Origin of the sequence: Serratia sp. BW106 (genome assembly GCF_002607755.1) — a bacterium.
Classification (GTDB): Bacteria; Pseudomonadota; Gammaproteobacteria; order Enterobacterales; family Enterobacteriaceae; genus Serratia; species Serratia proteamaculans.
The window spans coordinates 79,577-102,264 of the sequence record NZ_MCGS01000014.1; the positions used below are offsets into that span (position 1 = coordinate 79,577).

General features: G+C 57.1%; 18 protein-coding genes. 13 read left to right on the forward strand and 5 right to left on the reverse strand.

What is annotated here, in order from left to right; translation table 11 throughout:
- Positions 1-38 precede the first annotated feature (38 nt).
- Entirely contained in the window at positions 39-875 is an 837-nt protein-coding gene (locus BEI65_RS11620; protein ID WP_099063469.1) for a MurR/RpiR family transcriptional regulator, read from the reverse strand.
- A gap of 197 nt (positions 876-1,072) precedes the next feature.
- Entirely contained in the window at positions 1,073-3,001 is a 1,929-nt protein-coding gene (iolC, locus tag BEI65_RS11625) for a 5-dehydro-2-deoxygluconokinase (protein ID WP_099063470.1), read from the reverse strand.
- Positions 3,002-3,086: 85 nt separating this feature from the next.
- Between iolC and BEI65_RS26805 the strand changes: the two genes are divergently transcribed.
- From BEI65_RS26805 to iolE, 5 genes are all read left to right on the forward strand, one after another.
- On the forward strand, positions 3,087-3,386 hold the full coding sequence (locus BEI65_RS26805; protein WP_157765447.1) for a hypothetical protein: 300 nt from the start codon (positions 3,087-3,089) through the stop codon (positions 3,384-3,386).
- A gap of 149 nt (positions 3,387-3,535) precedes the next feature.
- Positions 3,536-5,476, forward strand: coding sequence for a 3D-(3,5/4)-trihydroxycyclohexane-1,2-dione acylhydrolase (decyclizing) (gene iolD, locus BEI65_RS11630; protein ID WP_099063471.1), 1,941 nt, complete (start codon positions 3,536-3,538; stop codon positions 5,474-5,476).
- A gap of 64 nt (positions 5,477-5,540) precedes the next feature.
- On the forward strand, positions 5,541-6,554 hold the full coding sequence (locus tag BEI65_RS11635) for a Gfo/Idh/MocA family protein (RefSeq protein WP_099063472.1): 1,014 nt from the start codon (positions 5,541-5,543) through the stop codon (positions 6,552-6,554).
- 39 nt (positions 6,555-6,593) lie between these two features.
- On the forward strand, positions 6,594-7,478 hold the full coding sequence (locus tag BEI65_RS11640; RefSeq protein WP_099063473.1) for a sugar phosphate isomerase/epimerase family protein: 885 nt from the start codon (positions 6,594-6,596) through the stop codon (positions 7,476-7,478).
- 58 nt (positions 7,479-7,536) lie between these two features.
- Positions 7,537-8,433, forward strand: coding sequence for a myo-inosose-2 dehydratase (iolE, locus tag BEI65_RS11645; protein WP_099063474.1), 897 nt, complete (start codon positions 7,537-7,539; stop codon positions 8,431-8,433).
- Between the two features lie 64 nt (positions 8,434-8,497).
- Here iolE and BEI65_RS11650 read toward each other — a convergent pair whose 3' ends face one another.
- Positions 8,498-9,676: a P1 family peptidase gene (locus tag BEI65_RS11650; protein ID WP_099063475.1), complete on the reverse strand. Its 1,179-nt coding sequence runs from the start codon at positions 9,674-9,676 to the stop codon at positions 8,498-8,500.
- Complete coding sequence (locus tag BEI65_RS11655; protein WP_099063476.1) at positions 9,673-10,191, reverse strand: GNAT family N-acetyltransferase; 519 nt, start codon at positions 10,189-10,191, stop codon at positions 9,673-9,675. Before BEI65_RS11655 ends, BEI65_RS11650 begins: the two co-directional genes overlap by 4 nt.
- A 388-nt stretch (positions 10,192-10,579) precedes the next feature.
- On the opposite strand from BEI65_RS11655, the gene BEI65_RS11660 reads away from it, so the two are divergent.
- The 4 genes from BEI65_RS11660 to gntK all read left to right on the forward strand — a co-directional run bounded on the left by BEI65_RS11660 (position 10,580) and on the right by gntK (position 14,716).
- On the forward strand, positions 10,580-11,275 hold the full coding sequence (locus BEI65_RS11660) for a pirin family protein (protein WP_099063477.1): 696 nt from the start codon (positions 10,580-10,582) through the stop codon (positions 11,273-11,275).
- Between the two features lie 131 nt (positions 11,276-11,406).
- The gene (gene gntR / locus BEI65_RS11665; RefSeq protein ID WP_099063478.1) at positions 11,407-12,402 is read left to right on the forward strand and encodes a gluconate operon transcriptional repressor GntR; all 996 of its coding nucleotides are present in this window, start codon (positions 11,407-11,409) and stop codon (positions 12,400-12,402) included.
- A gap of 341 nt (positions 12,403-12,743) precedes the next feature.
- Positions 12,744-14,060 carry a gluconate transporter gene (gene gntT, locus BEI65_RS11670; RefSeq protein WP_099063479.1) on the forward strand — a complete coding sequence of 439 codons (1,317 nt, stop codon included), beginning with the start codon at positions 12,744-12,746 and terminating at the stop codon, positions 14,058-14,060.
- A gap of 128 nt (positions 14,061-14,188) precedes the next feature.
- Positions 14,189-14,716 carry a gluconokinase gene (gene gntK, locus BEI65_RS11675; protein ID WP_085119867.1) on the forward strand — a complete coding sequence of 176 codons (528 nt, stop codon included), beginning with the start codon at positions 14,189-14,191 and terminating at the stop codon, positions 14,714-14,716.
- Positions 14,717-14,764: 48 nt separating this feature from the next.
- On the opposite strand, the gene BEI65_RS11680 is transcribed toward gntK, so the two are convergent.
- Positions 14,765-15,358 carry a YhgN family NAAT transporter gene (locus BEI65_RS11680; RefSeq protein ID WP_165366405.1) on the reverse strand — a complete coding sequence of 198 codons (594 nt, stop codon included), beginning with the start codon at positions 15,356-15,358 and terminating at the stop codon, positions 14,765-14,767.
- 239 nt (positions 15,359-15,597) lie between these two features.
- On the opposite strand from BEI65_RS11680, the gene asd reads away from it, so the two are divergent.
- From asd to glgC, 4 genes are all read left to right on the forward strand, one after another.
- The gene (asd, locus tag BEI65_RS11685) at positions 15,598-16,701 is read left to right on the forward strand and encodes an aspartate-semialdehyde dehydrogenase (RefSeq protein WP_099063480.1); all 1,104 of its coding nucleotides are present in this window, start codon (positions 15,598-15,600) and stop codon (positions 16,699-16,701) included.
- Between the two features lie 498 nt (positions 16,702-17,199).
- Entirely contained in the window at positions 17,200-19,386 is a 2,187-nt protein-coding gene (glgB, locus tag BEI65_RS11690) for a 1,4-alpha-glucan branching protein GlgB (protein WP_099063481.1), read from the forward strand.
- Positions 19,383-21,368 carry a glycogen debranching protein GlgX gene (gene glgX, locus BEI65_RS11695; RefSeq protein WP_099063482.1) on the forward strand — a complete coding sequence of 662 codons (1,986 nt, stop codon included), beginning with the start codon at positions 19,383-19,385 and terminating at the stop codon, positions 21,366-21,368. Before glgB ends, glgX begins: the two co-directional genes overlap by 4 nt.
- Positions 21,369-21,380: 12 nt before the next feature.
- Positions 21,381-22,658 carry a glucose-1-phosphate adenylyltransferase gene (gene glgC / locus BEI65_RS11700; RefSeq protein ID WP_099063483.1) on the forward strand — a complete coding sequence of 426 codons (1,278 nt, stop codon included), beginning with the start codon at positions 21,381-21,383 and terminating at the stop codon, positions 22,656-22,658.
- The last annotated feature ends 30 nt before the right edge of the window (positions 22,659-22,688 follow it).

Here is a 22,688-nt window from a genome sequence, read left to right on the forward strand (position 1 = left end):
GAGCGTCACCCTCTCCAGGGGGAGAGGGTAATTCTTCGTTACTCTTCTTTGGCGTTATTCAATGCCAGCGATACCGCCAGGGTTTGCGCCAGACACATTGAAGCGACCTGGGAGCGGAAACCATCCACCTGCGCTTCACGCACCACAAAGCACACGTCGCTGAAGGCCGCCAGCGGGCTGACCTGGCTGTCGGTAATGGCGATCTGCTGCGCACCGCTTTTGGCACCCAATTCAACCAGTTCCAGTGCTTCCTGCGCATACGGCGAATAGCTGATGGCGATCACCACGTCATTCGGCTTCACCATGCTCAGTTGTTCGGTAAACATGCCGCCCAGTCCGTCAATCAGGAATGCCCGGCGCTCCAGATGGCGTAACGCATAGGTGAGGTAGGACGCGACGCTGAAAGAACGGCGCAGACCAATCACGTAGATATTCTCGGCGTTATTCAGCAGCTCAACTGCCCGATCCAACTGCTCGGAGCTGGTTTGCATCGCCAATTGTTGCAGCGCCTGGGAGTTGACCATGGTGAAAACGTTAAGGATTTCCGCCGGCTTTTCCGGTGCCACGTTACCGTCGGTCGAGGTCTGACGAAACAGACGCGCCCGCTCGGTGTAGTTGACCGTTTCTTCCATCAGGTGCTGACGAAAAACCTGTTTCATTTCGTTGAAGCCGCTAAAGCCAAAGGCGTTGGCGAAGCGGATCAGGGTAGAGGGGGGGACGCTGGCCTGTGCGGCGATGGAGGCGACGGTATCGAAAGCAATGCTGTTACTGTTATCCAAAATGTAACGCGCCACCTGTTTCAAACGCTTGCTCAGCGTTTCATAGCGGTGACGGATCTCGTCCTGTAACAGCGAAAGTTGAGTTGGGTTGTTCATCCATTCGGCTCGCAGTGTGGGCTAAGGCGTATCGGCCTGACGCCTGAGTAATTGACAGGTTATTCTAACAGATGGATTGGAAATTTCATTTCACCAAAAAGCGATTTATTCGATTGCAAGATGCGTTACTTCACAGAAAACAGGCAAAAAAATCCCCTTAAAGCGGCGAAAATCCGTTTAAGGGGAGGGTTCGGCAATTAATGCTGGTGAGGTGTCGGACGGTATTGACGCCAGAAGCCAATCAGCGTCAGGTATTTTTGTTTCACCTGCTCGATTAAAGCGGCGTCATCCAGCTCACCCTGCAGCCAGCGGCGTGAAGGCTGGCCAAAAATGGTGCGGCCGACGGCAAAACCTTTCACCCAGCGTGCATCCGCCGCCGCCGCAAAACCGGCTTTCAGCGTTTCTTCCGGCGAATCCAGCCCCAGGATCAATACCCCGCGGCAGTGCGGATCGTTAGCGTCGATCAACGCGCCGACCTGCTGCCAGTGCTCGGCGCTCAACGGCGGCAATTTCCACCAGTCCGGCTTAATGCCCAGCTGATAAAAGTGCTGCAGCATCTCCAGGTAGTAGCTTTCATTCTTGTCAGCGTTACTTTCTGGCAGGATCACCTCCAGCAACAGTTCATGGCCGGACTTACAGCAGCCGCGATACACGTCGCTAATCAGTTCATCCTGCTCGCTGCGCAGTTCGACGGCGTCATGCGGATGGTAAAACACCAGGCATTTCACTACGTGTTCCTGCGGCCAGTCGATCAGTTGCGAACCGATATTGCCATGCTCCAACCGCAACGGCCGTGAGCCGGGCAGCTCGACCGGTCGACCGATCCACCAGCCCTGGCCGGTGATCTCGTTCAATGCGGCCTGACCATAGGTGGTGTCGGCCAGAATGCCGCTGTTGCCCTGTAGCCCGGCGGCTTCTGCGGCCTGTTGCGCCGCCGTCAGCAGCAGGGTTTTCAGTTTGGGGATAAGTTCTTCGCTGACATTGGCTTCTCGCGCCATGTCCGCCAGCTGTTTACGGTGATCGAAGGCGAACACGCACAGTTCCGGCCACTGCTGTTTACGGGTGGTGACCCGGTGCAGATGGTTAAGCCGCTCATCGCGGTCCGGGCGTTTCACTTGCTGTTCGCGTTGCAGATAGTCATCCAGCTCCTGTTTGCTGGGCATCGCCGGGGCACAAGCATGGCGCGAAACCACCAAGGCTCCGCAGGCATTGGCATAGCGGCAGGCCTGATCCCAACCTTCATCGTTCAGGTAACCGCGCAGCAGGCCGGACATAAAGGCATCGCCCGCGCCCAGCACGTTCAGCACCTCAACCCGCACGCCGGAATGCAGCTTTACCTGCTGCCAGTCATTGGCGATCTCGCCTTCGAATACTGAACAGCCTTGTGCACCGCGTTTGCAAACCAGCGTGGCCTGGGTCGCTTTACGCACGTTTTTCAGTGCGGTCAGGGTATCGGTGCTGCCGCCGGCAATATGAAACTCTTCTTCGGTGCCGACGATCAAATCAAAGTGATGCAGTACTTCCTGCAGTTCGCGGGTCACTTTTTCTGACTCGACAAAACGGGTTTCGCCGTCACCCAGCGACGTCAGCCCCCACAGCACCGGCCGGTAGTCGATATCCAGCGCGGTACGCAGGCCGTGGCGGCGGGCGTATTCCAGCGCCTTCAATACCGCCGCACGGGTGTTCGGGTGTGAAAGGTGGGTACCGGTAATGGCCAGTGCGCGCGAGGATGCGATGTAGGACTCATCGATATCGTCCGGCGTCAGCGCCATATCGGCGCAGTTTTCACGGTAGAAAATCAGCGGGAAGGTTTCCTGATCCTTGATGCCGAGGATCACCAGGCCGGTCAGGCGCTGGGGGTCGGTGATCAGACTCTGGGTGTCTGCACCGACGCGTTGCAGTTCTTCGCGCAGGAAACGGCCCATATGCTCGTCGCCGACGCGGGCCAGCATGCCGGACTTCAGACCCTGAATGGCGGTGCCGTAGGCCACGTTGCCGGAAGAGCCACCGAGATATTTGGAGAATGTGCTGGCATCTTCCAGGCGTGCGCCGATCTGTTGTGCATAGAAATCGACGGCAATACGCCCGAGACAAATGACATCAAGCTGTTTTTCTTGTGTAGCCATACCCGTTTCCTTCTGTATTAAGCCAAACCCCGACTACGAAGCATTTTTGGAGTATGAGGAATAAAAATTTCAATTTCAAGATTGAATGAAATTTACACCCCAAAAATGTGATGCATTTAAAACCGCGCCAATACGCCAGCGAAAAGCACTAAAAACCGCGCCCTGCCTGAAGGGAAAACACCGGCAAACGGCAAGGGCATTGAGGGCGCCACAGGCCGACGGTACCAAGGGTTACAGCGAGTTAGGCTGCGGATGGGCCGGGACATCGGTGGGGGCAGGAGGTGCTAAGTCAGTGAATTCTAAAGGCATGGATGAAACGGTGTTTTCATCAATATGCGATCTTTATCGCAAAATGAAATTTTTCTTCTGTAATGTGATTTTATGAAAAATATATTTGTTTATAATCGCTTCACGTTTCAGGTTGTCGGCTTAAGTAGCGCAGCGCGCTGAAAGACGGCGGATATCACACAGCTTCTCAGGTTCGGCATGCGGGTGGTGCCGGAACGGGCGTGACTACTCTAAAAGGGTGAGCAAATGGGCAAGATCCGGTTAACCATGGCACAGGCACTCGTCAGGTTTCTCGACAACCAGTATCTGCTGGTCGACGGTGTGGAAACCAAATTCGTTAAAGGCATCTTTGCTATTTTCGGCCACGGCAACGTGCTTGGCCTGGGACAGGCGCTGGAACAGGACAGCGGCGAGCTGGTGGTGCATCAGGGGCGTAATGAGCAGGGCATGGCCCACGCCGCGACCGGTTTTGCCAAGCAGAAACTGCGCCAGCAGATCTACGCCTGTACCTCTTCCGTCGGCCCGGGTGCCGCCAATATGATCACCGCCGCCGCGACCGCCACCGCCAACCGCATTCCTTTATTGCTGCTGCCGGGTGATGTTTACGCCTCGCGCCAGCCGGACCCGGTGTTGCAGCAGATTGAACAGTCTTACGATCTCAGCATCAGCACCAACGACGCTTTCCGTGCAGTGAGCAAGTACTGGGATCGTATTGTGCGACCGGAACAGTTGATGAGCGCCTGTATCAACGCGATGCGCGTGCTGACCGATCCGGCAGAAACCGGTGCGGTGACGCTGAGTTTACCGCAGGACGTGCAGGGCGAAGCCTATGACTACCCTGATTACTTCTTCCAGAAACGCGTGCATCGTCTGGATCGCCGCCCGGCGACCGAGGGCATGCTGGCCGATGCGCTGGCGCTGTTGACCACCAAGCGTCAACCGCTGCTGGTGTGCGGCGGCGGGGTGAAATATTCCCAGGCCGGCCAGGCGCTGCGCGAGTTCGCCGAACGCTTCCAGATCCCGTTTGTGGAGACCCAGGCCGGCAAGGGCACGGTCCCGTCCAGCCACCCGTTTAACTTGGGTGGCATTGGTGAAACCGGCTGTTTGGCCGCCAATACCCTGGCCCGACAGGCCGATCTGGTGATTGGTGTGGGCACCCGTTATACCGACTTCACCACCTCGTCCAAATGGCTGTTTCAGAATCCCGACGTCGATTTTCTCAACGTCAATGTCAGCGCCTTTGACGCCGGCAAGCTCGATGGCCTGCAGGTGTTGGCCGATGCCCGCGAGGCACTGTCTGCCCTGGGGGCACGGTTGGCGCAGGCCGATTACCGCGCCGGTTGGGGCGATGCCATTGCCGAGGCTCGTCGTGCGCAACAGCAGGAAACCGCCCGCGTTTATGCGGTGGAATACACCGGCGAAGGCTTTGTACCGGAAATCGACGACCATCTCGATCGAGACCGCGTGTTTGCCGAATTTATTGAAAAGACCGATTCGCTGCTGACCCAAAGCCGGGTGCTGGGGGTGCTGAATCAGCATCTGCCACAGGACAGCGTGATCGTGGCCGCCGCCGGTAGCCTGCCGGGGGATTTACAGCGCGTGTGGCAGAACCATGGCGAGCACGGTTATCACGTGGAATATGGCTACTCCTGCATGGGCTACGAGGTTAATGCCGCGCTGGGGGTCAAACTGGCCGAACCGCAGCGCGAGGTGTACGCGATGGTTGGTGACGGTGCCTTTATGATGTTGCACTCCGAGCTGGTCACCTCGATTCAGGAAGGCTGCAAAATCAACGTGGTGCTGTTCGACAACATGACCAACGGCTGCATCAACAACCTGCAGATGGAACACGGCATGGACAGCTACACCACCGAATTCCGCTTCCGCAACCCGCAGGGCGGCAAACTCGACGGCAAGCTGGTACCGGTCAATTTCGCCATGCTGGCGGCGGCTTACGGCTGTAAAACCTACAGCGTGACCACCGAACAGCAGCTGATCGAGGCGCTGGCCGATGCGCGTCTGCAAAGCGTTTCTACCCTGCTGGACATCAAAGTGCTGCCAAAAACCATGGTGCACAAATATCTCAGCTGGTGGCGCGTGGGCGGTGCCCAGGTTGCCGACAGCGAAAAAATCGTCGCCGTAGCCCGCAAGCTGCAAGAGAACATCGACAAGGCTCGCGACTACTGATTAACACATGGCTTGATTACCCAGACCTTGCGTCTGCCGCAACTATTTGAAGAGGATAACGAAAATGACACTGAACATTGGGGTTATTGGCACCGGCGCAATCGGTCGGGATCACATTCGTCGCTGCAGCAAAGTGTTGCAAGGCAGCCGCGTCGTGGCGGTGAATGATATCAACCGTGATAACGCTGCCAAGGTAGTGAGCGACCTGAAGCTGGACGCCAAGGTGTATGACAACGGCCACGATCTGGTCAAGGCCGCGGACGTGCAGGCGGTGCTGGTCACCTCCTGGGGCCCGAGCCATGAAGAGTTCGTGTTGGCTGCGATTGCCGCCGGCAAGCCGGTATTCTGTGAGAAGCCGCTGGCGGTCACTGCACAGGGCTGTAAAAACATCGTTGAGGCTGAAGCCAAACACGGTAAACGCCTGGTGCAGGTCGGTTTTATGCGCCCTTACGATCAGGGCTATCGTGCGCTGAAACAGGTGCTGACCAGCGGGCAAATCGGCGAGCCGCTGATGCTGCACTGCGCGCACCGCAACCCCACCGTTGGTGAAGCTTACACCACAGATATGGCGATCACCGACACCCTGATCCACGAGATCGACGTGCTGCGCTGGCTGCTGGATGACGACTATGTTTCGGTGCAGGTGGTGTTCCCACGCAAAAGCCCCAAAGCATTCCCGCATCTGAAAGATCCACAGATTGTGCTGTTCGAAACCGTCAAGGGCACGCGCATCGATGTCGAAATCTTCGTTAACTGCCAGTACGGCTATGACATCCAGTGTGAAGTAGTGGGTGAAACCGGCATCGCCAAACTGCCAGAGCCCTCCTCGGTACAGATGCGCAGCGGTGCCCGACTCTCGACCGAAATTCTGACCGACTGGAAAGACCGCTTTATCGATGCCTATGACGTTGAGCTGCAAGGCTTTATCAATGATGTGCTGGCAGGCGCGCTGACCGGGCCTTCCGCCTGGGACGGCTACGCTGCCGCCGTGACGGCCGATGCCTGCGTGGCTGCACAGCTCAGCGGTGAGATTGTGCCGGTGACCCTGCCGCCGCGTCCGGCGTTCTACAACAAGTAGTGTGCTGAACGCCGTACTCACGTTTAAAGAGGAATCACTATGAAGATCGCTTTTGATGTTGATGTCATCAGGGACCTGGGCATCACCAAAATGGTTCAACAGGTGGCGGACTGGGGCTATCAGTATATTGAGCAGTCACCGCATCCGCAGATCAATCCGTTCTACAAGCATCCGAAAGCCGGGCGTGAAGTGATGGCGGAATACAAAAACGCACTGAAAGCCACCGGCGTGGAGATCTCCTCATTTATCGTGGTGTATCGCTGGTCCGGCCCGGGAGAAGATCGTCGTCAGGCGGCAGTCAAAAACTGGCGTCGGATGATCGAAATCGCAGTGGAAATGGGGGTGCAGGTGATCAACACCGAGCTGGCGGGCAACCCCAATGAGCCGGAGATCTGTGAAGAGTTGTGGTATCGCTCCATGGAAGAGCTGTTGCCGATTATCGAGCGCGAAGGTATCCGCATGGAGATCCAGTCTCATCCTTGGGACTTCTGCGAACTGAGTAACGAAACCGCCGATATCGTCAAATCGTTGCGCAGCGATCACGTTAAGTACCTCTATAGCGTGCCGCACACCTTCTACTACGACAAAGGCCAGGGCGACGTGGCCGGTATGCTGAAATATGCCGGTGACGATCTCTCGCATGTGTTGATCGCCGACACCATGAACCATACCAAACACTGCCGTTATATCGTCAACCCACCGGGTGTCGACGCCGCTGTGCACCAGCATATGGGCATCGGCGAAGGCGAAGTGGACTTCGACATCCTGTTCCAGACCCTGCGCGATATGGAATTTGCCAATCGCAGCTTTAAGGTCGGCGGTGAGTCGATTATCTGCACCTCGCTGTTTGGTTATCCGGAAAGAATGAAAACCCAGGCGGTCGCGACCCGCGAGCGGATCGAAAAAGAGCTGTTGGGTAAATAAATCCCCGGCTGTGTGGGTGAAAATCACCGCCAGGCCGATCTGACTATTGAGGCTGACAATGAATAAAGACAACGTAAAACTGGCCATCGCCCCGATTGGCTGGACCAATGACGACATGCCCGACCTGGGCAAAGAGAACACTTTCCAACAGTGCGTCAGTGAAATGGCGCTGGCCGGGTTCACCGGCAGTGAAGTGGGCAGCAAGTACCCGCGCGATCCGGCGGTGCTGAAGCCGATGCTGGATATCCGCGGCATTCAGATCTGCAATGCCTGGTTCAGCACCTTCTTCGCCGATGGCCTGAAAGAAAAAACCATCGATGAATTTATTAACCATATGAATTTCCTGCATGCGATGGGGGCCAAAGTGATTGGCTGCTCCGAGCAGAGCAAGAGTATTCAGGGCACCACCAAAGGGGTGTTCGAAGAGAAGCCGTACTTCACTGATGAAGAGTGGCAGCGGGCGGCTGAAGGTTACAATGAGCTGGCTAAAATTGCCGCGGGCAAGGGGATGCAGGTCTGCCTGCACCACCATATGGGCACCGGCATTCAGACTACCGCCGAGATCGACCGCTACATGAGCATGGTGAACGACGACGTCTACCTGCTGTTTGATACCGGCCATGCCTACTACTCCGAAGGCAGCCAACAGGCGATGATGGCGATCCTGGAAAAATACCTGCCGCGAATCAACCATGTGCATTTGAAGGATGTGCGTGACGAAGTGGTAGCAGAAGTGAAGGCCAACAAACTGAGCTTCCTCGATGGCGTGAAGAAAGGCACCTTCACCGTGCCAGGGGACGGGGTGATCGACTTCCTGCCGGTATTTAAACTGCTGGATGAGCGCGGTTACAAAGGCTGGATGGTGGTGGAGGCTGAGCAGGATCCGGCGTTGGCCAACCCGTTTGAGTATGCGGTGAAGGCACGCCGCTATATCAAAGAGACCGCCGGCATTTAATCCGGCAGAGGTCTGGGAGGGGCGCTTGAGCAATCAATGCGCCCCTTTTTATTACTGGTGGGGGTCAGGTGAGGCTTTTCCAGGTGGTGACCTGCCCGCCGGGCCATGGGGTTGCGGCGTAAACGCCACGGGCGATCGCTCGCGCCAGGGTGTCCGCTGCCAGTGCGCCAATTTGCAGCACCGCCAGTTCTCGGCTGCCTTCGACTTCACGCTGGCCGGTGGATAGGGCAAACACCACGTCACCGTCGAACGGGCTGTGCAGTGGGCGGATAGCACGCGCCATGCCGTCCTGTGCCATGATCGCTACGCGTTTAAGTTCAACCCGGGTCAACGCCAAATCGGTGGCGATGCAGGCCAGGGTGGTGTTTTTTCTGCCGCCTGTCGGCTCTTCCGGCATCCAGTCTTCCCCCTGTCCGTGCAGTTGTGCCAGCGCTGCGGGGCCGCCGTTACCAAACTCACCGTTGATTTCATAGGGCGTGGCCCAGAAGGCACGAGTGCCGGGAGCCACCACCGACCCCAGGCTGTTGACCGCCACCAGAGCGCCGACGGTCGCGCCGTTAGCCGCTACGATCGAAGCCGAACCCAGTCCGCCTTTCAGCTTGCTCATGCCGGTCATGGCGCCATAGCCTGCGCCCACGGTACCGAGTGGGAAATCATGGCCTGCCTTGCTCGCGGCTTCTATCCCCAGTTGGCGATAAGGTGGATTCAACTGCCAGTCTTTGTTGCCCGCGTTACTGAGATCGTACAGGCAGGCGGTGGGAACTATCGGGGAAACCGGCACGCCCGGTGCCGGGCGCAGCGCATAACCTTTGCCTTGTTGCCCCAGCCAGGCAGCCACGCCGTCGGCTGCGGCCAGGCCATACACCGAGCCACCGCTCAGCACTAACGCATCGATGGTCTGCACCAGGTTATCTTCCCCCAGTGCATCGGTTTCCCGGGTTGCCGGGCCACCGCCGCGCACGTCGACTGCAGCGATCGCCGGGCGATCCGGCAAGATCACCGTGGTGCCGGTGCGCACCCTGCTGTCCTGGGCGACACCGACCCGCAGGCCGGGCACGTCGGTAATCAGGTTACGGGTGCCGGTACGTACGGCAGGAGAAGTTGGCATCGCGGCCCCCAGGAAGGTGGTGGGAGAAAGGATGCCGATAGCACCCGTTACGCAGGCCAGCGTTTGCACAAAGGTGCGGCGGCTGACGGTTAAGGGGCGGTTATCCGCCCCGGTTCCACTTTTGTTTTCACTCATAATGAAGGTTTTTTCTGCTGTTCGCTGCGAAAACGCGCCATGTGATGGGAGTCGACCAGCTCGCCGTCGCGTATGGCATAGGCGCGGCTGGTGCCTTCAATTTCAAAACCGAACTTGCGGTATAGCCCAATGGCGGCCTGGTTGTCGGTAAACACCGTCAGTTCGATGCGTTCGATGGCCGCCCAATTATCACAAAGGTCGATCATCGCCTTCATCAGACTGCTGCCGACGCCTTTACCCTGATGACGGTCGTCGACACCAATGCCAAAGCTCGCCACGTGACGACGACGCACGCGCTGATTGAGCATCAGGCCTAACTGGCCGACGATCTGCCCGTCGATACAGGCCACCAGGTTATGGGTACCCGGTTCGAGGTTGGCGAGGCGCTTGTGCCACAACTCGATTGAAGGTAGCGGAAGATGCAGTGTGTCACGGTAAGCCTTTGGCTGAGAGTAAAGCTGATGAAGGGCTTGGGCATCTGCCGTTTCCACGTGACGAACCACTATTTCGCTCATTGCGCTGCTCCTTTGGCTTACCGGTTGAATAACCTCTGAATTTATCCGTTTAATGTGTCGAGTCAATATTATTACGTATTGGTTAAAAAAACGCTTTACAGGTGCGAATGATAATGATTATTATTGCGATGCGTTCCGGGGAGAGTATCAACCTTTGGTACCCTCGCTGCGAAGGCACGACATTGCTCACATTGCTTCCAAGTATTACTTAGCCAGCTCGGGTGCTGGCTTTTTTTTTGCCTGTTTTCCGCCCCTGCGAGTCCTCAACAAATCCACTGTTAATCGCTTCAAAACTCCATCTAATTTTTTGAACAGAGCGAAGAGTTTTTTGCGCTTTCATATTCTGCTGTCAGGACTAGACTGTAAAAAACATTGAGGAGAGTTGAATATGATTTACTTACGTAAGGCAGAAGATCGTGGTCATGCCAATCATGGTTGGCTGGATAGCTGGCACACCTTCTCATTCGCCAACTATCACGACCCTGATTTTATGGGCTTTTCGGCGCTGCGGGTGATCAACGAAGATATGATCGATGCAGGGCAGGGGTTCGGCACCCATCCGCATAAAGACATGGAAATCCTGACCTACGTGCTGAGCGGCACGGTAGAACATCAGGACAGCATGGGTAACAAAGAGCAGATCCAGGCCGGTGAATTCCAGATCATGAGTGCCGGCACCGGGGTGCGCCACTCCGAGTACAACGGCAACAGCGATCGTCCTTTGCACCTGTACCAGATTTGGATCATTCCCGATCAGGTTGGGTTGGAGCCGCGCTATGAGCAACGCATGTTTGATGCGCCACAGGGCCGTCAACTGGTGCTGTCGCCGGATGCACGTGAGGGTTCGCTGAAGGTGTTCCAGGACATGACGTTGTCCCGTTGGGCGTTGAGCAAAGAAGAGCAGGCGGAATGCCCGATTGAAGCTGGGCGCCGTGTATGGGTTCAGGTGGTACGCGGCAAGGTGGTGGTCAATGGTCAGCAGGCCGGCACCAGCGATGCTTTCGCGGTGTGGGATGAAACTGCACTGTCGATTAAAGCCGATGAAGACAGTGAAATCTTACTGTTCGATCTGCCGCCAGTCTGATTAAGCGGTAAATATCAAGGGCTCACAGGGTGAGCCCTTTTTACGTTGTACCCTTCCATAACCAACAATATCGGCCCCGGTTTTTTTTTGCTAAAATGAGCGCCCATTCACGGTTAGCCAGTTCATTGATAATGAAGAAAAAACGGCCGGTACTCCAAGATGTTGCAGACAAGGTTGGCGTGACCAAGATGACGGTGAGCCGTTATCTGCGTAATCCCGATCAGGTTTCTGCCGTCTTGCAGCAAAAAATTGCCGTCGCGCTTGATGAGCTGGGCTACATTCCCAACCGTGCGCCGGATATCCTTTCCAACTCCACCAGTCGCGCCATTGGCGTCTTGCTGCCGTCGTTGACCAACCAGGTGTTTGCCGAAGTGTTGCGCGGCATTGAGAGCGTCACGGATGCGCACAATTACCAGACCATGCTGGCGCACTACGGTTATTTGCCGGAGCGTGAAGAACAGCGGCTGACCTCGCTGCTGTCTTACAATATTGATGGCCTGATCCTGTCTGAACGCCACCATACGGCGCGCACCATGAAGATGATCGAGGTGGCGGGGATCCCGGTAGTGGAACTGATGGACTGCGTTTCGCCGTGCATCGATCTGGCGGTCGGCTTCAATAACTTTGAAGCGGCGCGCCAGATGACCCAGCAAATCATTGCGCATGGTCATCGCCACGTGGTGTATTTTGGCGCGCGTCAGGATGAGCGTACCATTATCAAACAGCAGGGCTACGAGCAGGCGATGCGTGAATCTGGCCTGCAGCCGTACAGCGTGATGACTGCGCGTTCGTCGTCCTATTCCGCCGGGGGGGAGTTACTGCGTCAGGCGCAGCGCGACTACCCGCAAATTGACAGTATTTTCTGCACCAACGATGACCTGGCCATCGGGGCGACCTTCGAGTGTCAGCGGCAGGGGTTGTCGATCCCTAAAGATATGGCAATTGCCGGTTTCCACGGCCACGATATCGGCCAGGTGATGGTGCCGAAGCTGGCGAGCGTGTTGACGCCGCGTGAACGCATGGGGCAAATCGGCGCCGAACGTCTCTTGGCCCGACTGCGGGGTGAAACGGTCAGCCCACGTATGGTTGACGTCGGTTTCACCGTGATCCCCGGTGGCAGCATCTGATCGGTTTTAAGCCTTTGTTTGAGCAATTTTAATTCTGCAACCGCGCCGTCCGGCGCGTTTTCATTCCCCTCTGTAAGCTTGTCGCCTGTTACCCCCATAAGTTTGATCTCTATCCCAGAACGCGAATTTTAGCCCGTTACCCGGTTCCGGCGATCGGGTTGTTACCGGTATCATGATACCGGTAACAATGAGCGAGCGGTGATATTGATCGAGATAGAACCTTTGCCTCAGCACCACCTACAGCTCGTCTTCTAACACCGGGAAGAGCCTAAAAATAAAACAAACGCGCGCTTTACGGCCTATCGTAAAGAGGTCTGCGATAAAAAGGTTGGAGAAAAATTATGCCATTAGTGATTGTTGCAGGCGGCGTAGCGCTGCTGCTGCTGCTGATGATTCGCTTTAAGCTGAACGGCTTTATCTCTCTGATTCTGGTTGCTCTGGCGGTCGGTATCACCCAGGGTATGCCAGTCGATAAAGTGATCGGCTCCATCAAGGCCGGCGTTGGCGGCACGCTGGGCAGCCTGGCGCTGATCATGGGCTTCGGTGCCATGCTCGGCAAGCTGCTGGCGGACTGCGGTGGTGCCCAGCGCATCGCCACTACGCTTATCGAAAAGTTCGGTAAGAAACACATTCAGTGGGCAGTGGTGCTGACCGGTTTTACCGTCGGCTTTGCCCTGTTCTATGAAGTCGGCTTTGTGCTGCTGTTGCCGCTGGTATTCAGTATCGCCGCTTCTGCCCGCGTGCCATTGCTGTATGTCGGTGTGCCGATGGCGGCTGCGCTGTCGGTCACCCACGGTTTCCTGCCGCCGCACCCTGGCCCAACGGCGATTGCCACCATTTTCCATGCCGATATGGGCAAAACCCTGCTGTACGGCACGCTGTTGGCTATTCCAACGGTGATCCTGGCCGGCCCGGTTTACGCTCGCTTCCTGAAAGGCATCGATAAGCCGGTACCGGAAGGCCTGTATAACCCAAAAATCTTCACCGAAGCGGAAATGCCAAGCTTTGGTATCAGCGTTGCGACTTCTCTGGTGCCGGTGATCCTGATGGCACTGCGTGCAGTAGCCGAAATGGTGCTGCCGAAGGGCCACAGCGTACTGCGCTTTGCCGAGTTCTTCGGTGATCCGGTGATGGCAACGCTGATTGCGGTGCTGATCGCCATCTTTACCTTTGGTCTGAACCGTGGCCGTACCATGGATGAAGTGATGGGGACCATCACCGACTCAATCAAAATTATCGCCATGATGCTGTTGATCATCGGCGGTGGCGGTGCGTTCAAGCAGGTGCTGGTCGACAGTGGCGTAGAGAAATACATTGCCGCGCTGATGGAAGGCAGTAACGTCTCGCCAATTCTGATGGCATGGTCGATTGCTGCCGCGCTGCGTCTGGCGTTGGGCTCGGCTACCGTGGCGGCAATCACCGCGGGGGGCATCGTAGCTCCGCTGATCGCCACTACCGGCGTCAGCCCGGAACTGATGGTGATTGCGGTCGGCTCCGGCAGCGTGATTTTCTCTCACGTCAACGACCCGGGTTTCTGGTTGTTCAAGGAGTATTTCAACCTGAGCATAATGGAAACCATCAAGTCCTGGTCGGTGCTGGAAACCATCATTTCAGTCTGTGGTTTGGTGGGCTGTCTGCTGCTGGCGACGGTCGTATAAGACGGTCGTATAAATTTGTTGGGTATAGTGAGGTTTCCGGTGCCCAGGGCGGTGCCGGAAACCATTTTGAGTTTGGGGCGCTTTTGATGACGCTGTCAGCGTCATCTGACTCCATAAGGGCATGAAATATGAGTAATCCACAGCACCACGTATTTATTTTGATGGGCGTTTCAGGCAGCGGTAAGTCCGCGGTGGCCAGCGCTGTTGCCCATGAAGCCAGTGCTGCGATGCTGGACGGTGACTACCTGCATCCGCGTGCCAATATTAATAAAATGGCCGCCGGGCATGCGTTGGACGATAACGATCGTGCTCCGTGGTTGGCGGCGTTGAATGACGCCATCTTTGCTATGGAACGCACCAACGACGTTTCTTTGTTGGTGTGTTCGGCGCTTAAAAAAAGCTATCGTGACCGTCTGCGTGAAGGCAATCGCAATCTGCATTTCATCTATCTGAAAGGTGACAAGGCGGTAATTGAAGAGCGTTTGAAGCAGCGCAAGGGCCATTTCTTCAAGCCACAGATGCTGGTTTCCCAATTCGCTACCCTGGAAGAGCCGGGTGCGCAGGAGACGGACGTGCAGGCGATCGAGATTGACCAGCCGCTGGACGGCGTGGTGGCAGATACCCTGGCTTATATTCGGCGCGTTGCAGCCCAGTAACCCGGGCTACCGCGACCTCTTGGCGCCGAACAGGCGCCCGGAGATTAACTACAACTTCATGTAAGCGCGCACACCATCCAGGAACATCTGGGTAGACAGCATCACCAGAATCAGTCCCATCAGCCTCTCCAGCGCGCTCACGCCTTTGCTACCCAGCAGGCGCAGGAACAGGTTCGACATCAGCAGAATGGCGGCGGAAATCCCCCAGGCAATCAGCAGTGCCACCACCAGATATGAAATCTGGTTTGGATACTGGTGCGAAAGCAGCATCAGCGAGGCCAGAATCGAAGGGCCGGCGACCAACGGGATGGCCAGCGGGACCAGGAAGGGTTCTTCACCGGCGGAAAGCCCGCTACTGTCACCTTCCTGCGAAGGGAAAATCATCTTGATGGCGATCAGGAACAGAATGATCCCACCGGAAATCGACACGGTCTCGGTGCGCAGGTTAAGGAACGCCAGAATTTTCTCACCGGCAAACAAGAAAATCAGCATCAACAGTAGGGCGATCAGCAGTTCGCGGATCAGCACCACCCGGCGGCGGCGCGGCTCCAGGTGCTTGAGTACCGACATAAAAATCGGCAAGTTGCCCAGTGGATCCATGATTAAAAACAGCAATACCGTGACCGAAACCATCTCTATCATCATTACCTCTGAATCTGAAAAACGCGTCGGCCATCCCGACCGCTTAATAACCTATACCCTATGGCTTTCAAGTTACAGCCAGGCGACCCGTTGGCTCATCTCTCAGGTATATAAGAAGGATTGCTGAGAATCGCTCTCCCATCGAATAAATTCACTTTGCGCCTGCGCCGACATTTTGTAAGGTGGGGAGATATTGCACACAACTTATAGCAGTCATCCTCCAAGGCAGGACAGTCATTATGAAAAACGTTGGTTTCATCGGTTGGCGCGGAATGGTCGGCTCCGTACTCATGCAACGCATGACGGAAGAGCGCGATTTTGACGCCATCCGCCCGGTCTTTTTCTCCACCTCGCAACACGGCTTAGCGGCGCCAAGCTTCGGCGGCCAGCAGGGCACGCTGCAGGATGCCTACGATGTTGATGCACTGAGCGCGCTCGACATTATTATTACCTGCCAGGGCGGCGATTATACCAACGAAATTTACCCGAAGCTGCGTGAAAGCGGCTGGCAGGGGTACTGGATCGACGCCGCTTCTTCTCTGCGTATGCAGGATGACGCGATTATCATCCTGGATCCGGTCAACCGTGCGCTGATCCAGCAGGGCCTGGATAAAGGCATCAAGACCTTTGTCGGCGGCAACTGCACCGTCAGCCTGATGCTGATGTCGTTGGGCGGTCTGTTTGCCAATGATCTGGTGGAGTGGGCGTCTGTGGCGACCTATCAGGCGGCTTCCGGCGGCGGCGCACGACACATGCGTGAACTGCTGACCCAAATGGGCATGCTGCACGCCGACGTGGCGAAAGAGCTGCAGGATCCGGCTTCGGCGATCCTGGACATCGAACGTAAAGTCACTGCGGCCACCCGTAGCGGCAAACTGCCGACCGATAACTTTGGTGTGCCATTGGCCGGCAGCCTGATCCCGTGGATCGACAAGCAGCTCGATAACGGCCAGAGCCGTGAAGAGTGGAAAGGCCAGGCGGAAACCAACAAAATCCTCAACAGCGGCTTGGTGATCCCGGTCGACGGCTTGTGCGTGCGCGTCGGCGCGCTGCGCTGCCATAGTCAGGCGTTTACCCTGAAGTTGAAAAAAGACGTCCCACTGCCGGAAATCGAACAGATGCTGGCGACCCACAATGACTGGGTGCGGGTGATCCCGAACGACCGTGAGCTGACCATGCGTGAACTGACGCCGGCAGCGGTTACCGGGACGCTGAATACGCCGGTCGGTCGCCTGCGCAAGCTGAATATGGGGCCGGAATATCTGTCTGCGTTCACCGTAGGTGACCAGTTGCTGTGGGGTGCGGCCGAGCCGCTGCGCCGCATGCTGCGTATCCTGCTGTAAACCTGAACCGTACTTCCCGGGGGCTGAGCTCTTTCAGCCCCCAAAAGCCTTATTTTCTTCCGTTTTCCCCGTTTCGGCGCGTTATGGACTAACTGGCTGCCAACCAGAGAAAGGGCACAGGTCATCAGCACTCCTCCATGCGGGCAGCAGCGCAAAGACGCTGTCAGGCTGGCAGTTTTCTTAATGAAGAATTTTCCTTGGTAATGCGGCAATGTTTTTAACCGACATTAGCTATGCTTAAAGGGCTGGCGGATAAATTTTCACCAGCGCTAAAAATAAGCATAAAGAGCGGAATTCGGGCCGGGAAGGTGAGAATTGATCAATAACCGACCGCAATCACGCTTTAGATACCGAATGAATTGCATGATAACCAAAACGGCTATGGATTAAGCGTTACGTCCTGTGGATCTCAAGGTGCAGCCAACTCAGCTGCAACCTGAAAGGCGATGGGCTACGCGGCCTCTTATAAATCATGCTCTTAATCTTAGGAAGAAGACTATGCCTGTACTTCCCGATCGTGACGTGATTGATCAGCTTTTCTCCGGCAACTCTGCCGACCCCTTTTCCCTGCTGGGTATGCATGCGGCCGATAACGGCCTGCAGGTGCGTGCGCTGTTGCCTGACGCCAGCGAAGTCTGGTTGCTGGAGCAGCAAACCGGCCGCCACCTGGTGCAGCTTGACTGCGATGATCCGCGCGGTTTTTTCAGCGCGACGGTGCCCCGTCGCAAAACTCCGTTCCGCTATCAATTTGAGGTTCGCTGGCAAGATAGTCAGCAGACTGTCGAAGATCCCTACCGTTTCGGTACCCTGCTGCAGGATATCGACAGTTGGCTGTTGGCCGAAGGCACCCATTTGCGTCCGTATGAGCGGTTGGGCGCCCACCTCACCACGCTGGATGACGTCGAAGGCGTCAGTTTTGCCGTTTGGGCGCCGAATGCCCAACGCGTTTCGGTGGTGGGCGAGTTCAACTTCTGGGACGGCCGCCGCCACCCGATGCGCCTGCGGCGTGAAAACGGGATTTGGGAGCTGTTCCTGCCGGGGGTGAAAGCCGGGCAATTGTACAAATACGAAATTATCGACTGCTACGGCAATACCCAGTTGAAGGCCGATCCTTACGCCTTCGAGGCGCAAATGCGGCCGGATACGGCGTCGCTGGTAACGCCGCTGCCGGAGGTGGTAGCAAACACCCCGGAACGTCAGCGTGCCAATGATTTTGACCGACCGATGTCGATTTACGAGGTGCACCTTGGTTCGTGGCGACGTCACACCGACGATAATTTCTGGCTCAGCTATGGCGAACTGGCGGAACAGTTAATTGGCTACGTGAAAGACATGGGCTTCACCCATATCGAGCTGCTGCCGATTAACGAGCATCCGTTTGACGGAAGCTGGGGTTATCAGCCGTTAGGACTGTACGCCCCGACCCGGCGCTTCGGCACCCCGGCCGACTTCAAAGATTTTGTCGCGGCGGCGCACCGGGCGGGCATCAACGTGATCCTGGACTGGGTGCCTGGGCATTTCCCCAGCGATGCCTATGGTCTGGCGAATTTCGACGGCACTGCGTTGTATGAATACGCCGACCCGCGTGAAGGCTTCCATCAGGACTGGAATACCCTGATCTACAACTATGGCCGCCATGAGGTGCGTAACTATCTGGCGGGCAACGCCCTTTACTGGCTGGAGCGCTATGGCATTGACGCGCTGCGTGTCGACGCGGTGGCCTCGATGATTTACCGCGACTACAGCCGTGCCGACGGTGAATGGGTGCCGAATTACTACGGCGGCAACGAGAATCTGGAGGCCATTGCCTTCCTGCGTTACACCAACCACAGCGTCGGCAAAGAGCGGCCCGGTGCGGTGACGTTGGCGGAAGAATCCACCGATTACCCGGGGGTGACGCTGCCACCGGAGTCCAATGGCCTGGGGTTCCACTACAAATGGAATCTGGGCTGGATGCACGACACGCTCAACTACATGCAATGCGACCCGGTGCACCGCAAGTATCATCACAATCAGATGACCTTCGGCATGCTGTACGCCTACACCGAGAACTTCGTGCTGCCGATTTCCCATGACGAAGTGGTGCACGGCAAGAAATCGATTCTCGACCGCATGCCTGGCGATGCCTGGCAGAAGTTCGCCAATCTGCGTGCCTACTACGGTTTTATGTGGGCGCACCCAGGCAAGAAGCTGCTGTTTATGGGTTGCGAGTTCGCCCAGGGGCGCGAATGGAACTTCGACAGTAGCCTCGACTGGCATCTGCTGGAAGGGCTGGATAACTGGCACCACGGCGTGCAGCGACTGGTGCGCGATCTTAACCATTGCTATCAGCAGCAGGCACCGTTGTATGAGCGTGACTATCGCCCGGACGGTTTTGAGTGGCTGGTGGTGGACGACCACGACAACTCGGTGTTTGCCTTTGCCCGCTATGATGCGCACGGCAATGAGCTGATTGCCGTCAGCAACTTTACCCCGGTGCCGCGCCACCACTATCGCATCGGTATTTCCCGCCCCGGCGAGTACCGGGAAATTCTCAATACCGACTCGCACCACTATCACGGCAGCAATACCGGTAACCAGGGCCGCGTGGTGTCCGAGCAGATAGGCAACCATGGCCGCGAGCATTCGATTAGCGTCACCGTACCGCCGTTGGCGACCATCTACCTGCTGCGGGAGGTGCAATGACTGAGCTGACGTCCGGCATCGCCGCGCCTCTCGGGGCGCATTATGACGGTAACGGCATCAACTTTAGCCTGTATTCCGCCCATGCTACCGGGGTGGAACTGTGCCTGTTTGACGAACAACAGCGCGAAGAGCGCCTGCCGCTGGCGGCGCGCAGCGGTGATGTTTGGCACGGTTATCTGCCGGGCGGTAAACCGGGCCAGCGTTATGGTTTCCGGGTGCATGGCCCGTTTGATCCTGCACATGGGCTGCGTTTTAACCCCAATAAGCTGCTGTTGGATCCCGCCGCCCGTGCGGTTGAGGGGCCGGTGGCCGATGATCCCTATTTGCATGGTGGTTATGACCAACCGGACACGCAAGACAGCGCGGAGCTGATGCCCAAGTGCGTGGTGATCGACGAAGCCTATGACTGGCAGGATGATTGCCCACCGGCGACGCCGTGGGGCAAAACGGTGATCTACGAAGCGCATGTGCGCGGCCTGACCCTGCAACACCCGGATATCCCGCAGGTGCTGCGTGGCAGTTTCGCCGCGCTGGGTCATCCGGTGATGATCGCCTACTTCAAACGTCTTGGCATTACCGCGCTGGAACTGCTGCCGGTGCAGCAACACAGCTCCGAGCCGCGCTTGCAGCGCCTGGGGTTGATTAACTACTGGGGCTATAACGTGCTGGCGCATTATGCGCCGGATAACCGCTACTCCAGCCTGCGCACTGATATGACGCCGTTGCGTGAATTCCGCGATGCGGTGAAGGCACTGCATAAGGCCGGGATTGAAGTGATCCTCGACGTAGTGTTCAACCACAGCGCCGAACTGGACATGGACGGGCCGACGTTGTCGCTGCGAGGGATCGATAACCCGGGTTATTACTGGCTCACGCCCGAGGGTGGCTACGTGAACGATACCGGCTGCGGCAACACGCTGCGGTTGGATCAGCCACCGGGCGTGGCCTGGGTGATGGATTGCCTGCGTTTCTGGGTGGGGGAATGTCATGTAGACGGCTTCCGCTTTGATCTGGGCAGCGTGCTCGGTCGCACGCCGGCGTTCGATCGTGACGCGCCGCTGTTCCAGGCGATGCTGGCGGACGACCTGCTGTCACGCTGTAAGCTGATCGCCGAACCCTGGGATATTGGCCCCGGTGGCTATCAGGTGGGGGAGTTTCCCGGCCGCTTTGCCGAGTGGAACGACCATTACCGGGACGATATGCGCCGCTTCTGGCTGCAGGGCGATATCTCGCTGGGCCAGTTCGCCCAACGTTTTGCCGCTTCCAGCGACCTGTTCAACCAACGCGGGCGTGCGCCGTACGCCAGCATCAATATGCTGACTGCTCATGACGGCTTTACCCTGCAGGATCTGGTCAGTTTTAACCGCAAGCACAACCAACTGAACGGTGAAGGTAACCGTGACGGCAGCGACCGTAACTTTAGCAATAACCACGGTGTTGAAGGCCCGATTGCCGACGACGCCATTGTGCAACGCCGTAGGGCCAGCCGGCAGGTGCTGCTTGCCACGCTGTTGCTGTCCCAGGGTACGCCGATGCTGCTGGCCGGCGATGAGCATGGACACAGCCAGCAGGGCAACAACAATGCCTATTGTCAGGACAACGCTATCACCTGGCTCGATTGGGCCACGGCGGATGACTCACTCACCGCTTACACCGCCGCACTGATCCACCTGCGCCAACAAATTCCCGCCCTGCAGCATGACCGCTGGTGGCTGGAGGGCGACGGTAACGTGCAGTGGCTGAACGTGCAGGGGCAACCCCCCAGTGCGCAACAGTGGGAGCAGGGTGCACTGCAATTGCAGATCCTCCTGTCGCAACGCTGGCTGGTGGTGGTGAATGCCACGCAGCAGGCGGTGGAGATGACGTTGCCCACCGGCGATTGGCAGCTTGTCGCCCCCTTTACTCAGGAAGATTCGCGGGCGGTTTTACCCGCCTGGAACCAGGCTGCGCACTCGATTTGCGTGCTGGTAAAGAAAAAATAAAAGGAGTCAGCTATGGTTAGGTTTGAAAATAAAGACCCCCTGATGTTGGCACGCCAACTGCCGATTAAGTCCGTCGCCCTGATTTTGGCCGGTGGCCGCGGTTCGCGTTTGAAAGATTTAACCTCAACCCGTGCCAAGCCGGCCGTCCACTTTGGCGGTAAATTCCGCATCATTGATTTTGCCCTGTCGAACTGCCTGAACTCGGGGATCCGCCGTATCGGTGTGATCACCCAATATCAGTCTCATACCCTGGTGCAGCATATTCAGCGTGGCTGGTCGTTCCTCAACGAAGAGATGAACGAATTTGTCGATCTGCTGCCGGCCCAGCAACGCCTCAGTACCGAACACTGGTACAAGGGCACGGCGGATGCGGTGTACCAGAACCTGGACATCATTCGCCGTTATGAGGCCGAATACGTAGTGATCCTGGCGGGTGATCATATCTACAAGATGGATTACTCGCGCATGCTGATCGACCACGTGGAAAAGGGGGCGCAGTGTACCGTTGCCTGCTTGCCGGTAGCGCGTGATGAGGCCAGCGAGTTTGGCGTGATGGAAGTGGACGAGAACGATCTGATCCTTGAGTTCCTGGAAAAACCCAGCAATCCACCGCCGATGCCGGGCAACCCGGAGATGTCGCTGGCCAGCATGGGGATCTACATCTTTAACGCCGACTACCTGTTCAAACTATTGGAAGAGGACATGTCGACGCCGGGTTCAACTCATGACTTCGGCAAGGATCTGATCCCGAAAATCACCGCGCAGAAAGCGGCCTGGGCGCATCCGTTCACACTGTCCTGTGTGACCTCCAACCCCGAGCTGCCGCCATATTGGCGCGACGTGGGGACGCTGGAAGCTTACTGGCGTGCCAACCTCGATCTGGCTTCGGTGACGCCGGAGCTGGATATGTATGACCGCGCCTGGCCGATCCGTACCCATATGGAGCCGCTGCCGCCGGCCAAGTTCGTACAGGACCGCTCCGGCAGCCACGGCATGACCATGAACTCGCTGGTGTCCGGCGGCTGTATTGTCTCCGGTTCGGTAGTGGTGCATTCGGTGCTGTTCCCAAGAGTACGGGTGAACTCGTTCTGTACCATCGACTCTACTGTATTGCTGCCGGACGTTAACGTCGGCCGCTCCTGCCGCCTGCGACGCTGCATCATCGACCGCGCCTGCCATATCCCCGAGGGGATGGTGATTGGCGAAAACGCCGATGAGGACAGCAAACGCTTTTATCGTTCGGAAGGCGGCATTGTGTTGGTCACGCGCGAAATGTTGTCAAAGTTGTGAGTTAAGGTATCCGGCAGAAAGATAGCCTGC